Genomic DNA, 12,518 nt, shown 5'->3' with positions numbered 1-12,518 from the left:
ACGGCCGCGCGGCGCGCGGCACGATCGATGGGCAATTCAGTGGTCGGCATCGGCCACGCGCGCCTGCGCGGCAGCGAGGCTCGTTTCGCCGGACGACGCGTCCTGGCCGGGCGTCACGTCGCGCACGCGCGGCGCGGCGCGCTCGGCGGCCTTCTCGGTCTTCTCGGCCGCGTGAGGCGCCGCGTCGGCGCGATGGTCGGCAGGCTTGTCGGCTGCACGCGGCGCGGCATCGGTTCGCTCGACCGCCTTGTCGGCAGGTTTCGGCGCGGCATCGGCGCGGTCCGCGGGCTTGTCCGTCGCCGGCTTCGCCGCCCGCTCGGCCTTGTCCGCACCGTGCTCGACATGCGCCGCGCGAATCGCGGCCATCGGCGCCTGCGCCGCGCGCTCGACCGCCTCCGCCACGCTGCTCGCGCCCGCCGGAGCCGCCGCGGCCTTCGCTTCGGCGCGCGCCGCCGCGCGTTCCTTGCGCTCCGGCGAGCGCAGGTCGAGCGCTTCCTGCACGCCCTTCACGCCCGGCACGATTTCCGGCTCCACGTGCTTGGCCGCGCGTGCGTTCTTCGAACGTTTCGGCTTGGCGGCCAGCATCGGCGCGGCCGCCATCACCTCGTCGAGCGCCTTCTTCGCGGCGGCCTGCTCGGCCGCGCGCCGGCTCGCACCCGAGCCCGACACCTTCACGTCGAGCTTCGGCACCGTGCATTCGACTTCGAATTGCTGATTGTGCGCCGCACCATGCGTCGCGACCACCGTGTAAGTCGGCAACGCGATCTTGTGCCCCTGCAGGTATTCCTGCAGCAGCGTCTTGGCGTCCTTGCCGAGCGTGCGCGGATCGATGTGGTCGAGAATCGGGATATAGAGGCGCTTGATGACCCCTTGGGCGGCTTCGAAGCCGCCATCGAGGAACACGGCCCCGATGATGGCTTCGAACGCGTCCGCGAGGATCGACGGGCGGCGGAACCCGCCGCTGCGCAACTCCCCCTCGCCGAGCCTCAGCCCGTCCGAGATATTCAGGGCCTGAGCAATTTCGTACAGCGACTGCTGTTTGACGAGGTTGGCGCGCACGCGCGACAGATCGCCTTCGTCCAGCTTGCTGAAACGCTGGAACAAAAGAGCGGCCACCGCGCAATTCAGAACGGAATCGCCGAGAAACTCGAGCCGTTCGTTGTGCGTGGCACTGTGACTACGATGGGTCAAAGCCTGGCGCAACAATTCCGCATTGCGAAATTCATAGCGCAGCCGGCTTTCCAACTGGGATAGGGGCATGTGCAGGAGTATAACGCGGGCGCCGGTCGGGCCGAAACGGCACGGCCGGACGCGAAAAGGCGTGACGAGGCGGTGTTACCGCCGGTTCTTAAAGTAGTTCGGCAATACGCGACGCGGCCCGTGCGTCGCGTATTGCGAGTGACCCGGATGCGATCAGTTGAAGGAGCCGATGCGCTTCAGGTCGCTGAAGTTCATCCAGATGAAGAACGCGCGGCCGACGATGTTCTGGTCCGGCACGAAACCCCAGTAGCGGCTGTCCGCACTGTTGTCGCGGTTGTCGCCCATCATGAAGTAGTGACCGGGCGGCACCTTGCAGATCACGCCGCGGCTGTTGTACGTGCAGTTGTCGCGAAACGGATAGTCGTATGCGCCCATCACGAACGGCGGCACGGCCGGGTTGTTGAGGATCGCGTTCTTCTTGTTGCCGATCGTTTCCTCGAACTGCTTCGCGTAGTTCTGGCGCTCGTCGTCGAAGAAATCGGGCAGCGGCGTTTCAGGCACCGGCTGGCCGTTGATCGTGAGCTGCTTGTCCTGGTATGCGACGGTATCGCCCGGCAGGCCGATCACGCGCTTGATGTAGTCGACCGACTCGTCCTTCGGATAGCGGAACACGACGACGTCGCCGCGCGACAGCGGGCTGCCCTGCGTGATCTTCGTGTTCGTGACCGGCAGGCGCAGCCCGTATTCGAACTTGTTGACGAGGATGAAGTCGCCGACGAGCAGCGTCGGCACCATCGAGCCCGACGGAATCTTGAACGGCTCGACGACGAACGAACGCACGACGAACACCGCCAGGATCACCGGGAAGAAGCTCGCGGTGTACTCGAGCCACCACGGCTGGCGCAGCTTTTCGTCGCGCAGCTTCGAACGCGTCTGCACCGCGTTTTCATCCGCGAAACGCTTGTCGATGCGCGACTGCTGGCGATCGAACTCCTCGATCGCCGAGTCGGCCGCCCTGCGTCGCTGCGGCAGGAACACCAGTTTGTCCAGCACCCACGCTACACCCGTCAAGATGACGAGCACAAAAAGAATCAGCGCAAAATTCATAAAAGGAACAGTCCTGTTATTTGTCTTCGACGCGCAAGATCGCAAGGAACGCTTCCTGCGGGATCTCGACCGAACCCACCTGCTTCATCCGTTTCTTGCCTTCCTTCTGCTTTTCGAGCAGTTTCTTCTTTCGCGTGATGTCGCCGCCGTAGCACTTTGCGAGCACGTTCTTGCGCAGCGCCTTGATGTTCTCGCGCGCGACGATGTGCGCGCCGATCGCGGCCTGGATCGCCACGTCGTACATCTGGCGCGGGATGATCTCGCGCATCTTCGCGGCCACTTCGCGGCCACGGTATTGCGACTGCGAGCGGTGCACGATGATCGACAGCGCATCGACCTTGTCGCCGTTGATCAGCATGTCGACCTTCACGACGTCCGACGAACGGTATTCCTTGAACTCGTAGTCCATCGACGCATAGCCGCGCGACACCGACTTCAGGCGATCGAAGAAGTCGAGCACGATTTCGGCCATCGGGATTTCGTACGTGAGCTGCACCTGGCGGCCGTGATACTGCATGTTGATCTGCGAGCCGCGCTTCTGCTCGCACAGCGTGATCACCGAGCCCACGTAGTCCTGCGGCATGTACAGGTTCACGGTGACGATCGGCTCGCGCACTTCCGCGATGCGGCCGGGCTCCGGCATCTTCGCCGGGTTCTCGACCATGATCGTCGAGCCGTCGCTCTGCACGACCTCGTAGACGACCGTCGGTGCGGTCGTGATGAGATCCATGTCGAACTCGCGTTCGAGCCGCTCCTGCACGATTTCCATGTGCAGCAACCCGAGGAAGCCGCAGCGGAAACCGAAGCCGAGTGCCTGCGACACTTCCGGCTCATATTGCAGCGACGCGTCGTTGAGCTTCAGCTTCTCGAGCGATTCGCGCAGCGCGTCGTACTGGTTCGCCTCGACCGGATACAGCCCCGCGAACACCTGCGGCTTCACTTCCTTGAAACCCGGCAGCGGCTCGGCGGCAGCCTTGGTCGCATGCGTGACGGTATCGCCGACCTTCGCGGCCGTCAGCTCCTTGATGCCGGCGATGATGAAGCCGACCTGCCCGGCCGACAGCGATTCGAGATTGCGCGATTTCGGCGTGAACACGCCGACGTGCTCGACCGGATACTGCGCGCCGGTCGCCATCATCTTGATCTTGTCCTTCGGACGCAGCGTGCCGTTGACGATGCGCACCAGCATCACGACGCCGACGTAGTTGTCGAACCACGAGTCGATGATCAGCGCCTGCAGCGGCGCGGCCGGATCGCCCTTCGGCGGCGGCACCTTCGCGATCAGCGCCTCGAGGACGTCCTCGACGCCGAGGCCCGTCTTCGCGCTGCAACGCGTCGCGTCGGTCGCGTCGATGCCGATCACGTCCTCGATCTCCTCGATCGCGTTCTCGGGATTCGCGGCCGGCAGGTCGATCTTGTTCAGCACGGGAACGACTTCGACGCCGAGCTCGATCGCCGTATAGCAGTTCGCGACCGTCTGCGCCTCGACGCCCTGGCTCGCATCGACGACCAGCAGCGCGCCTTCGCACGCGGACAGCGAACGGCTGACTTCGTACGAGAAATCGACGTGCCCCGGCGTGTCGATCAGGTTCAGGTTGTAGACCTTGCCGTCGCGCGCGCGATAGGACAGCGCGGCTGTCTGCGCCTTGATCGTGATGCCGCGCTCGCGCTCGATATCCATCGAGTCGAGCACCTGCGCTTCCATTTCACGGTCGGCGAGGCCGCCGCATACCTGGATGATGCGATCCGCGAGCGTCGACTTGCCGTGGTCGATGTGCGCGATGATCGAGAAATTGCGAATATGATCCATTCAGTGCCGATCAAGCGAAAAAGGCGCGCTCGACGACCGCAGAGCACGCCTTGTGTAAGTCGGTGAAAAAACGGCTTATTTTAGCCGAAAAGCCCCCCGCCGGGCGGCATTTTGGCGACCGGCCGCCGCCGGGCCTCAGCGTCGCGCGGCGAGCGCGTTCCGTACCCGCATCTCGTCGAACCGGTGGCGACACACTTCCGCACCGTCCAGCAGCAGCACGGGCACGTCCTCGTCGTAGCGGGCGACGAGTGCCGCATCGGTATCGATGTCGATGTAGTCGACCGCAACGCCGAATTCGGCCGCCACCGGCGCCAGTGCGTCGCGCATGTCGTCGCACAGGTGGCACCAGCCGCGGCCGTAGAGCGTGAACATCGGCGCGTTACTTCTGGCGCGGCCGCACGGGCACGAACTGCGTGTTGTCGCCGCGCCGCACGAGCACCGCGACCGCCTTCTGCGGATCGAGTTGCGCGGTCACTTCGGCGAACTGCTTCGCGTTGGTGATGTCGGTGTCGCCGACACGCAGCACGATGTCGCCGCGCTGCAGGCCTGCACGGGCGGCCGGGCCGTCGACGCCATCGATCTGCACGCCGTTCTTCAGCTTCAGCGTCTTCAGCTGGTCGGCCGGAATGTCGCTGACCGTCAAGCCGAGCGCGTTGCTCTGGCGCGGCTTCTGCGGCGCGTTCTTGCGCTGCTCGGCCTTCGCCGTCGATTCGGCCGGGGTTTCCGCGATCGTGATCGGCAGATCGCGTGCCTGACCCTTGCGCCACACGCTGACCGTCGCCTTCGTGCCCGGCTTCGTGTCGCCGACCATGCGCGGCAGATCCGACGCCGTATCGACCGAACGGCCATTGAACTTCAGGATAATGTCGCCCGGCTGGATGCCCGCCTTGTCGGCCGGACCGCCCGGCTCGACGCTGCTGACGAGCGCGCCCTCCGCCTTCGGCAGCCCGATCGAATCGGCCACGTCCTTCGTCACTTCGCCGATCGCGACCGCGATCCGGCCGCGCGTGACCTTGCCCGTCGCCTTCAGCTGGTCGGCCACGCGCATCGCCTCGTCGATCGGAATCGCGAACGAGATGCCCATGAAGCCGCCGGTACGGCTGTAGATCTGCGAGTTGATGCCGATCACCTCGCCCTGCATGTTGATCAGCGGGCCGCCCGAGTTGCCGGGGTTCACGGCGACGTCGGTCTGGATGAACGGCAGGTAGTCGCCCGTGTTGCGGCTCTTCGAGCTGACGATGCCGGCCGTCACCGTGTTGTCGAGGCCGAACGGCGAACCGATCGCGACGACCCACTCGCCGACACGCACCTTGTTCGAATCGCCGATCGCGACGACCGGCAGGTTCGACGCCTGGATCTTGACGACCGCGACGTCCGTGCGATCGTCGACGCCGATCAGCTTCGCCTTGAATTCGCGCTTGTCGGTCAGCGTCACGTAGATGGTGTCCGCATCGTCGACGACGTGCGCATTGGTCATCACGTAACCGTCGGCCGACACGATGAAGCCCGAGCCGACGCCGCGATTCTGTTCGGTGTCGGGCGGATTGTCCGGCGCCGGCGCGTTCTTCGGGTTGCCGGGCGCCTGCGGCAGCGGAATGCCGAAGAAGCGCCGGAAGAATTCCGACATGTCGCCGTTGTCGAAGCCCGGCGGGAGCATCCCGCGCGGGCCGCCGCTCGTCGGCACGTTGGCGGTCGTCCGGATGTTCACGACGGCCGGCCCGACTTTTTCGACCAGATCGGCGAAGTCGGGCAGGCTGGCAGCGGGCGCCGCCGCCGCGGAATGCGGCATGAGCGGCAGGCAAGCCGCCACCGCCGCAACGGCCAGCCATTTGCGCAGCGTGAGTTTCATCATGTCGGAAGCCGTAGCGTTACTTGGAAGCCTTGTATTCTATGGCAGACGCGAACTGCTGCAACGTAGCCGGCGGCACTTCGCCGAGCACGGTGATCCAGTAGTCGCCGCGGCGCTTCACGAGAACGTTCGTTGCACCGGTGCTGCCCGCGCCTTCCTTGCGCGTATTCTTTTCGGCCGGCTCGATGAAAACCGAGATCGTCGCGAGACCGTCGGTGAAGACGGCCTGATCGACCGGAATCGGCGGCTCACCCGCATCGCGCGCGGCCATCGGCCGGCGCACCTCGCGAATCTTCTGGAAACCGGCGACACTCGGTGCGAGTTGCCAGCCCTGCGCTTCCATGTCGACCGTCGCGACCGGCGGGCGCACGACCGTCCAGCCGCTCAGGTTGCGCATGCCGGACATGATCGCCGACTTGTCGGCTGCGCCCGCGCCACCCATCTGCAATTGCGAAAACGCGATCTGCTCGAGCACGTGATCGTTCGCGTCGAGCGTCTGCGAACGCAGCAGCAGCCCCGTGCGTGCATCGGCCCACAGCTTGTACGTGAAGCGGTATGCGTCCTTCGGCACGAGTTCGACGACCTGCGCGTCGATCCCCGCGACACGATCCTTGCCGAGCGACTTCGCGTCGTAGACGGACATCACATGCTCGCCGCTCGCGCCGAGCAGCGCGGGGAACGAGTCGCGCGTCTGACGGCGCTCGACCACGCACAGCTTGCGCTCGGGCACGAACGTGTACAGCTCGTCGTTGTGGCGCAGCAGCTTGCGAGGCTTGCCGTCGAGCGTCTCGATGCGCTCGAACTCGCCGTCGCGGGACGCGACGTGCGCGATGCGCGACGACTGCACATATCCGCCGCGCTGATAGACGAACGTGCCTTCGTAGCTCTGCTGCTGCGCCGCTTGCTGGACACGGTCGAGCCAGTCGGCGGCACCCTTGCGGGTCGCGACGGGATCGTCCGGTTGCTGGGCGCTGGCAGGAAGGGATTGAACGGACAACAGGGCGGCTGCGCAAAGCAGGAGGGCCGGCAGCCGCTTCCATCCGGAGATGGCGTGATTCAACTGCAATGTCCGCATCGGGTTTTATTGGCCTGGCGTGGTGGTCACGGCAGCGCGGATCAGCGGCATCGAACCCGTGACGACGGGCTGCTGCGCGAATTGCTGGTGCGCTTCAAGGTATTGGTCGAGGCTGGCGTCGCGGATGATGTTGACGTCCTGCAGCCCCGGCTGGGCCGATGCCTGCGCAACCGTCACGCGCTGCAGGTTGCCGCCTTGCGGCGCACCGGCCGACGCGACCTGGACGGCGCCCGGAGCGCCGGCCGTCTGCATTTGCGGGACGACGATCCACGTCAGCGTGGCCGCTGCAGCGGCAACCGCGAACGCGGGCACGACGCGCCGGCGCAGCGACAGCAGCTTGCGCGCGACCGGCGCGGCCGCCGGCGCGAGCAGGTGCGGCTCGCTTTCGAGCGCGGCCGACATGCGCGCGGTGAACGCGACGCTCAGCGCGGGCGACAGCGCCAGTTCGTCCGAGCGCAGCGCATCGCCGATCAGGTGGTAATGGGCCCACGCAGCGCGATCCGCGCGGTTGAGCTCAGCCAGAAACTGCCCGTTATCCGGGCCATCGAACATTTCGCCGTCGACCAGCGCGGAAAGGCGCTCGCCGCGCGAGCACGCTTGCGACTGCGTATTGACCGACCCCATGATGCTCCCCATCTTGCACACCCCGTCGTGACTTCACGACTCTAACCGTAACTAGACCCCGACCCCGCGTCGCTCCGCCTGTCGCGCTTACCAGCGCTTGCCTTCGGGCGTATCGAGCAGCGGACGCAATTTGGCAGCGATTGCCTCGCGTGCACGGAAGATCCGCGACCGGACCGTCCCGATCGGACAGCCCATCATTTCCGCGATCTCTTCGTAGCTCAGGCCCTCGATCTCGCGCAGCGTAATCGCCTGGCGCAGTTCCTCGGGCAGCAGAGCCATGGCAGCGTTGACCGTCTCGGCAATCTGCTTGCTCATCAACATCGACTCAGGCGTGTTGATATCCCTTAGTTGGTCTGCGTCGGAGAAAGTTTCCGCTTCCTCCGCATCGGCCTCGGTCGAGGTCGGCGCCCGGCGGCCTTGCGTCGCAAGGTAGTTCTTCGCCGTGTTGACGGCAATTCGGTACAACCACGTATAGAACGCCGATTCGCCGCGGAATTGCGGCAGCGCACGATACGCCTTGATGAACGCGTCCTGGGCCACATCCTCGACCTCGGCAGGATCCCGCACGAGGCGCGAGATCAGCCGAATGATCTTGCGGTGGTATTTGGAGACCAGGAGTTCGAACGCCGCCTTGTCGCCCTTCTGTACGCGTTCGACCAGAGCCTGATCGATTTCTTTTTCACTCACCTGACAAATCCGTTAACTAGGGATGCAACGCGGAGCGTCATTGTAACGTTCCCGCGCCGGACGCTGGTTACGGTGCGTAACGGCCACGCCGTCACGCCGGCCGCGCCGCCGTCGCGGTTCTCGCCAGCACGGAAAGCGCGCTGAACGATGCGGCGTCGAGCGCATCGGCCGGAATCAGCAGCGGCCGGGCCCGCCGGGCACCCTGCCCGACCGACAGCACCAGCAGCAGGCTGCTCCAGTGCGCATGACCCGTCACACGGCCGCGCGCGAGCAATTGCCCGGCGCGACCGAATGCCGCAACCTCGCCGAGCGCATCGACCTGCACCTCGGCCGGCAGTCGCCGCGCGCAAGCACGGGCCACGCCGAAGGCCAGCAGCGCCGCCGTCGCGGCCAGCGCCCCCGCCCCGGCCGCGACGCCGGCGCGCGGCGCGACGAACAGGTGCACCGCCACTGCAGCCGCCACGATGAAAACGGCCAGCACCACGTACAACACGGCCGAGGCCCGCAACGCAAAGCGCTGCGGGCACCCGACCGTGATTCCGACAGGATTCGTCAAGCGATTCCGCGTCAGACGCGCTTGAACACCAGCGTGCCGTTGGTACCGCCGAAGCCGAAGTTGTTCTTCACGGCGACGTCGATCTTCATGTCACGCGCGGTGTTCGCGCAGTAATCGAGATCGCACTCGGGGTCCTGGTTGAAGATGTTGATGGTCGGCGGCGACACGTTGTTGTGCAGCGCGAGCACCGTGAACACCGACTCGAGGCCGCCCGCGCCGCCCAGCAGGTGGCCCGTCATCGACTTCGTCGAGTTCACGACGATCTTGTACGCATGCTCGCCGAAGGCCGCCTTCACCGCGTCGGACTCGTTCTTGTCGCCCAGCGGCGTCGACGTGCCATGCGCGTTCAGGTACTGGACCTCGTCCGCGTTCACGCCGGCGTCGCGCAGTGCCGCGACCATGCAGCGGCGCGGGCCGTCCATGTTCGGCGCGGTCATGTGGTACGCGTCGCCCGTCATGCCGAAGCCCGAGACTTCCGCGTAGATCTTCGCACCGCGCGCCTTCGCCGCCTCGTATTCCTCGAGCACCATCACGCCCGCACCTTCACCCAGCACGAAGCCGTCGCGGTCCTTGTCCCACGGCCGGGACGCGGTGGCCGGATCGTCGTTGCGGGTCGACAGCGCACGCGCGGCCGCGAAACCGCCGATGCCGAGCGGCGACACCGTCGATTCGGCACCGCCCGCGACCATCACGTCGGCGTCGCCGGCCTGGATCAGGCGCGCCGCAAGGCCGATGCTGTGCAGGCCGGTCGTGCAGGCCGTGACGGCCGCGAGGTTCGGGCCCTTCAGGCCGAACATGATGCTCAGGTGACCCGAGATCATGTTGATGATCGAACCCGGCACGAAGAACGGCGAAATCCGGCGCGCGCCGCGATCGACGTAGGTCTGGTGCGTATCTTCGATCATCGGCAGGCCGCCGATGCCGGAACCGACCAGCACGCCGATGCGTTCCGCATTGGTTTCGTTCACTTCCAGCCCGCTGTCCTTGATGGCCTGGACACCGGCGGCGATGCCGTAATGGATGAACGTATCCATGTTCCGGGCTTCCTTCGCCGGGATGTACTCTTCGGCGCTGAAACCCTTCACTTCGCCCGCGAAATGGCAGGCGAGGTTCGACGCATCGAACTTCGTGACGGTGGCGATGCCGGACTTGCCGGCGACGAGATTGGCCCAGCCGTCGGCAACATTATTGCCAACAGGCGAAATCAGCCCCAGGCCTGTAACAACAACACGACGGCGGCTCACGGTAACCTCTTTTCCATTATTATTGGATGACAAAAACAAAAGCCACAGTGGCCACAGGAACCAGCCCTGCGAGCCCTGTGGCTGTTAGTCCGTCCGGCGCGAGGCCGGCAGGATGGCGCGTCAATCGCGAAGATCGCGGCGACGTGGCGGACAAGCGCGAAAGACGCCTGTTACGCCTTGACGTTTGCGCGAGCGTAGTCGATCGCTTGCTGAACGGTCGTGATCTTCTCTGCTTCTTCGTCCGGGATTTCCATGCCGAACTCGTCTTCGAGAGCCATCACCAGCTCGACGGTGTCGAGCGAGTCGGCGCCCAGGTCGTTCACGAACGAAGCTTCGTTCTTGATCTCGGCTTCCGCGACGCCCAGTTGTTCAGCGACGATCTTCTTGACACGTTGTTCGATGTTGTCCATTACCCCTCCGAGGGAAAGTTCAGATTTACAAGTGCGCGCATTTTATCAGGTTTGCTGACGCCAAAACGCGCGTTGGCTTGATGGTCGATCAAGCGCCGATCCGCCTGAAAAACGGGATACGGCGCGGATGGTAAACGAAAATCGTTACGACATGTACATGCCGCCGTTCACGTGCAGCGTCGTACCGGTGATGTAACCGGCCTGCGGCGATGCGAGGAACGCGACGGCGTGGGCAATGTCTTCCGGGCTGCCGAGGCGGCCGAGCGGAATCTGGGTCTTGAGCGCGGCCTGCTGTTCTTCCGGCAGCGTCTTCGTCATGTCGGTGTCGATGAAGCCCGGCGCCACACAGTTTACGGTGATGCCGCGGCTGCCGATTTCACGTGCGAGCGCACGGGTCATGCCCGCGACGCCGGCCTTCGCGGCCGCGTAGTTGACCTGACCCGGGTTGCCGGCCGAGCCGACCACCGACGTGATGTTGATGATGCGGCCGCCACGCGCCTTCATCATCGGGCGCAGCACCGCGCGCGACAGGCGGAACACCGACTTCAGGTTGGTGTCGATCACCGCGTCCCAGTCCTCGTCCTTCATCCGCATCGCGAGCTGGTCCTGCGTGATGCCCGCGTTGTTGACGAGCACGTTCAGCGCGCCGAATTCCTTCACGGTCGCGTCGATCAGCGCCTCGGCGGCGGCCGCGTCGTTGACGTTCAGCACCGCACCGCGCCCCGTGACGCCCGCTTCCGCGAACGCCGCGGTGATCGCGGCGGCGCCCGATTCACTCGTCGCCGTGCCGATCACCGTCGCGCCCAGGCGCGCGAGCTCGAGCGCGATCGAACGGCCGATGCCGCGCGATGCGCCGGTAACGATCGCAACCTGTTTATCGAGAGTCTTGTCCATGAATCGAATATCCGTCTCTTGAGAAAAGGCGCCGCGTCAGGCGGTCACCAGCTTGAGCGCTTCGTCGAGCGACGCCGGATCGAACACCGACGCCCCCGTCAGGTTGCCGTCGATGCGCTTCGTCAGGCCGGCGAGCACCTTGCCCGGACCGCATTCGATCACGTGCGTGACGCCCGTGCCGGCAATGTGCCGCACGCACTCGACCCAGCGCACCGGGCCCGCGGCCTGGCGCACCAGCGCATCCTTGATCGCGGCCGGATCGCCGGCCACGGCGACGTCGATGTTGTTGACGACCGGAATCTGCGGCACCTTCACGTCGACGCCCGCCAGGTAATCGCGCAGCTGGTCCGAGGCCGGCTTGAGCAGCGACGAATGGAACGGCGCCGACACCGGCAGCGGCAGCGCGCGCTTCGCACCCTTCGCCTTCGCGATCTCGCAGGCCTTTTCGACCGCGGCCTTGTTGCCTGCGATAACGACCTGCGCGGGTGCGTTGAAGTTCACTGCTTCGACGACGCCCGCTTCCGCGGCTTCCGCGCATACCGCACGCACCGTGTCGTCATCGAGACCCAGGATCGCGGCCATGCCGCCCTGGCCGACCGGCACGGCCGTCTGCATCGCCTGCGCGCGAAAGCGCACGAGCGGCACGGCGTCCTTGAACGCGAGCGCGCCGGCTGCGACGAGCGCCGTGTATTCGCCGAGGCTGTGGCCGGCGACGATCGACGGCGCCGGGCCGCCCGCCTGCTGCCACGCGCGATAGCACGCATAGGCCGCGGTCAGCATCACGGGCTGCGTGTTGGCGGTGAGGTTCAGCTCTTCGGCCGGGCCTTCGGCGATCAGCTTGCCGAGATCCTGATTGAGTGCATCGGACGCTTCCTGGAGCGTCTCGCGCACGACGGCCAGATCGGCGAATGCGTTGAGCATGCCGACCGCCTGCGAGCCCTGCCCCGGAAATACGAATGCAAATTTCATATCGTCCCCAATTGAATCGATTCGGACGGCGCGCACGAATGGCGCGCCGGATGGGAGCACGCGCAGCAGGCGCGCGCAGCAGGCACGCGCAGC

Annotated in this window: 13 protein-coding genes; all 13 read right to left on the bottom strand. The window is 65.7% G+C overall.

The window, feature by feature from the left end:
- Nucleotides 1–36 precede the first annotated feature (36 nt).
- Nucleotides 37–1,260 carry a ribonuclease III gene (rnc, locus tag WT26_RS09000; RefSeq protein ID WP_069272656.1) on the bottom strand — a complete coding sequence of 408 codons (1,224 nt, stop codon included), beginning with the start codon at nucleotides 1,258–1,260 and terminating at the stop codon, nucleotides 37–39.
- A gap of 153 nt (nucleotides 1,261–1,413) precedes the next feature.
- Nucleotides 1,414–2,307, bottom strand: a complete 894-nt coding sequence (gene lepB / locus WT26_RS08995; RefSeq protein ID WP_059527582.1) for a signal peptidase I — start codon at nucleotides 2,305–2,307, stop codon at nucleotides 1,414–1,416.
- A gap of 16 nt (nucleotides 2,308–2,323) precedes the next feature.
- The gene (gene lepA, locus WT26_RS08990; protein ID WP_021159691.1) at nucleotides 2,324–4,117 is read right to left on the bottom strand and encodes a translation elongation factor 4; all 1,794 of its coding nucleotides are present in this window, start codon (nucleotides 4,115–4,117) and stop codon (nucleotides 2,324–2,326) included.
- 135 nt (nucleotides 4,118–4,252) lie between these two features.
- Entirely contained in the window at nucleotides 4,253–4,489 is a 237-nt protein-coding gene (locus WT26_RS08985) for a glutaredoxin family protein (protein ID WP_069272655.1), read from the bottom strand.
- Between the two features lie 7 nt (nucleotides 4,490–4,496).
- Nucleotides 4,497–5,969, bottom strand: a complete 1,473-nt coding sequence (locus tag WT26_RS08980; RefSeq protein WP_069272654.1) for a DegQ family serine endoprotease — start codon at nucleotides 5,967–5,969, stop codon at nucleotides 4,497–4,499.
- A 16-nt stretch (nucleotides 5,970–5,985) separates the two neighbouring features.
- Nucleotides 5,986–7,041: a MucB/RseB C-terminal domain-containing protein gene (locus WT26_RS08975; protein WP_069272653.1), complete on the bottom strand. Its 1,056-nt coding sequence runs from the start codon at nucleotides 7,039–7,041 to the stop codon at nucleotides 5,986–5,988.
- Nucleotides 7,042–7,047: 6 nt separating this feature from the next.
- Nucleotides 7,048–7,665, bottom strand: coding sequence for a sigma-E factor negative regulatory protein (locus WT26_RS08970; RefSeq protein ID WP_027788009.1), 618 nt, complete (start codon nucleotides 7,663–7,665; stop codon nucleotides 7,048–7,050).
- An 87-nt stretch (nucleotides 7,666–7,752) separates the two neighbouring features.
- The gene (rpoE, locus tag WT26_RS08965; protein WP_006490873.1) at nucleotides 7,753–8,352 is read right to left on the bottom strand and encodes an RNA polymerase sigma factor RpoE; all 600 of its coding nucleotides are present in this window, start codon (nucleotides 8,350–8,352) and stop codon (nucleotides 7,753–7,755) included.
- 91 nt (nucleotides 8,353–8,443) lie between these two features.
- Nucleotides 8,444–8,845 (bottom strand): hypothetical protein, encoded by a 402-nt coding sequence (locus WT26_RS08960; protein ID WP_231130474.1) that lies wholly within the window; start codon nucleotides 8,843–8,845, stop codon nucleotides 8,444–8,446.
- 74 nt (nucleotides 8,846–8,919) lie between these two features.
- Complete coding sequence (gene fabF / locus WT26_RS08955; protein WP_059527593.1) at nucleotides 8,920–10,152, bottom strand: beta-ketoacyl-ACP synthase II; 1,233 nt, start codon at nucleotides 10,150–10,152, stop codon at nucleotides 8,920–8,922.
- A 170-nt stretch (nucleotides 10,153–10,322) separates the two neighbouring features.
- On the bottom strand, nucleotides 10,323–10,562 hold the full coding sequence (gene acpP, locus WT26_RS08950) for an acyl carrier protein (RefSeq protein WP_004197638.1): 240 nt from the start codon (nucleotides 10,560–10,562) through the stop codon (nucleotides 10,323–10,325).
- Between the two features lie 144 nt (nucleotides 10,563–10,706).
- Nucleotides 10,707–11,456 carry a 3-oxoacyl-ACP reductase FabG gene (gene fabG / locus WT26_RS08945; protein WP_006476504.1) on the bottom strand — a complete coding sequence of 250 codons (750 nt, stop codon included), beginning with the start codon at nucleotides 11,454–11,456 and terminating at the stop codon, nucleotides 10,707–10,709.
- 36 nt (nucleotides 11,457–11,492) lie between these two features.
- Entirely contained in the window at nucleotides 11,493–12,425 is a 933-nt protein-coding gene (gene fabD / locus WT26_RS08940; RefSeq protein WP_069272651.1) for an ACP S-malonyltransferase, read from the bottom strand.
- Between the last annotated feature and the right edge of the window lie 93 nt (nucleotides 12,426–12,518).

This window comes from Burkholderia cepacia (genome assembly GCF_001718835.1).
GTDB classification, from domain to species: domain Bacteria; phylum Pseudomonadota; class Gammaproteobacteria; order Burkholderiales; family Burkholderiaceae; genus Burkholderia; species Burkholderia cepacia_F.
The sequence above is the reverse complement of the archived record's forward strand: the minus strand, read 5'-3'. Positions and strand labels throughout refer to the sequence as shown.

What these genes read in the sequence shown, in the direction of transcription:
- rnc (WP_069272656.1), bottom strand. Translation starts at nt 1,260, where the DNA reads ATGCCCCTATCCCAGTTGGAAAGCCGGCTGCGCTATGAATTTCGCAAT.
- lepB (WP_059527582.1), bottom strand. Translation starts at nt 2,307, where the DNA reads ATGAATTTTGCGCTGATTCTTTTTGTGCTCGTCATCTTGACGGGTGTA.
- lepA (WP_021159691.1), bottom strand. Translation starts at nt 4,117, where the DNA reads ATGGATCATATTCGCAATTTCTCGATCATCGCGCACATCGACCACGGC.
- WT26_RS08985 (WP_069272655.1), bottom strand. Translation starts at nt 4,489, where the DNA reads ATGTTCACGCTCTACGGCCGCGGCTGGTGCCACCTGTGCGACGACATG.
- WT26_RS08980 (WP_069272654.1), bottom strand. Translation starts at nt 5,969, where the DNA reads ATGATGAAACTCACGCTGCGCAAATGGCTGGCCGTTGCGGCGGTGGCG.
- WT26_RS08975 (WP_069272653.1), bottom strand. Translation starts at nt 7,041, where the DNA reads ATGCGGACATTGCAGTTGAATCACGCCATCTCCGGATGGAAGCGGCTG.
- WT26_RS08970 (WP_027788009.1), bottom strand. Translation starts at nt 7,665, where the DNA reads ATGGGGTCGGTCAATACGCAGTCGCAAGCGTGCTCGCGCGGCGAGCGC.
- acpP (WP_004197638.1), bottom strand. Translation starts at nt 10,562, where the DNA reads ATGGACAACATCGAACAACGTGTCAAGAAGATCGTCGCTGAACAACTG.
- fabG (WP_006476504.1), bottom strand. Translation starts at nt 11,456, where the DNA reads ATGGACAAGACTCTCGATAAACAGGTTGCGATCGTTACCGGCGCATCG.
- fabD (WP_069272651.1), bottom strand. Translation starts at nt 12,425, where the DNA reads ATGAAATTTGCATTCGTATTTCCGGGGCAGGGCTCGCAGGCGGTCGGC.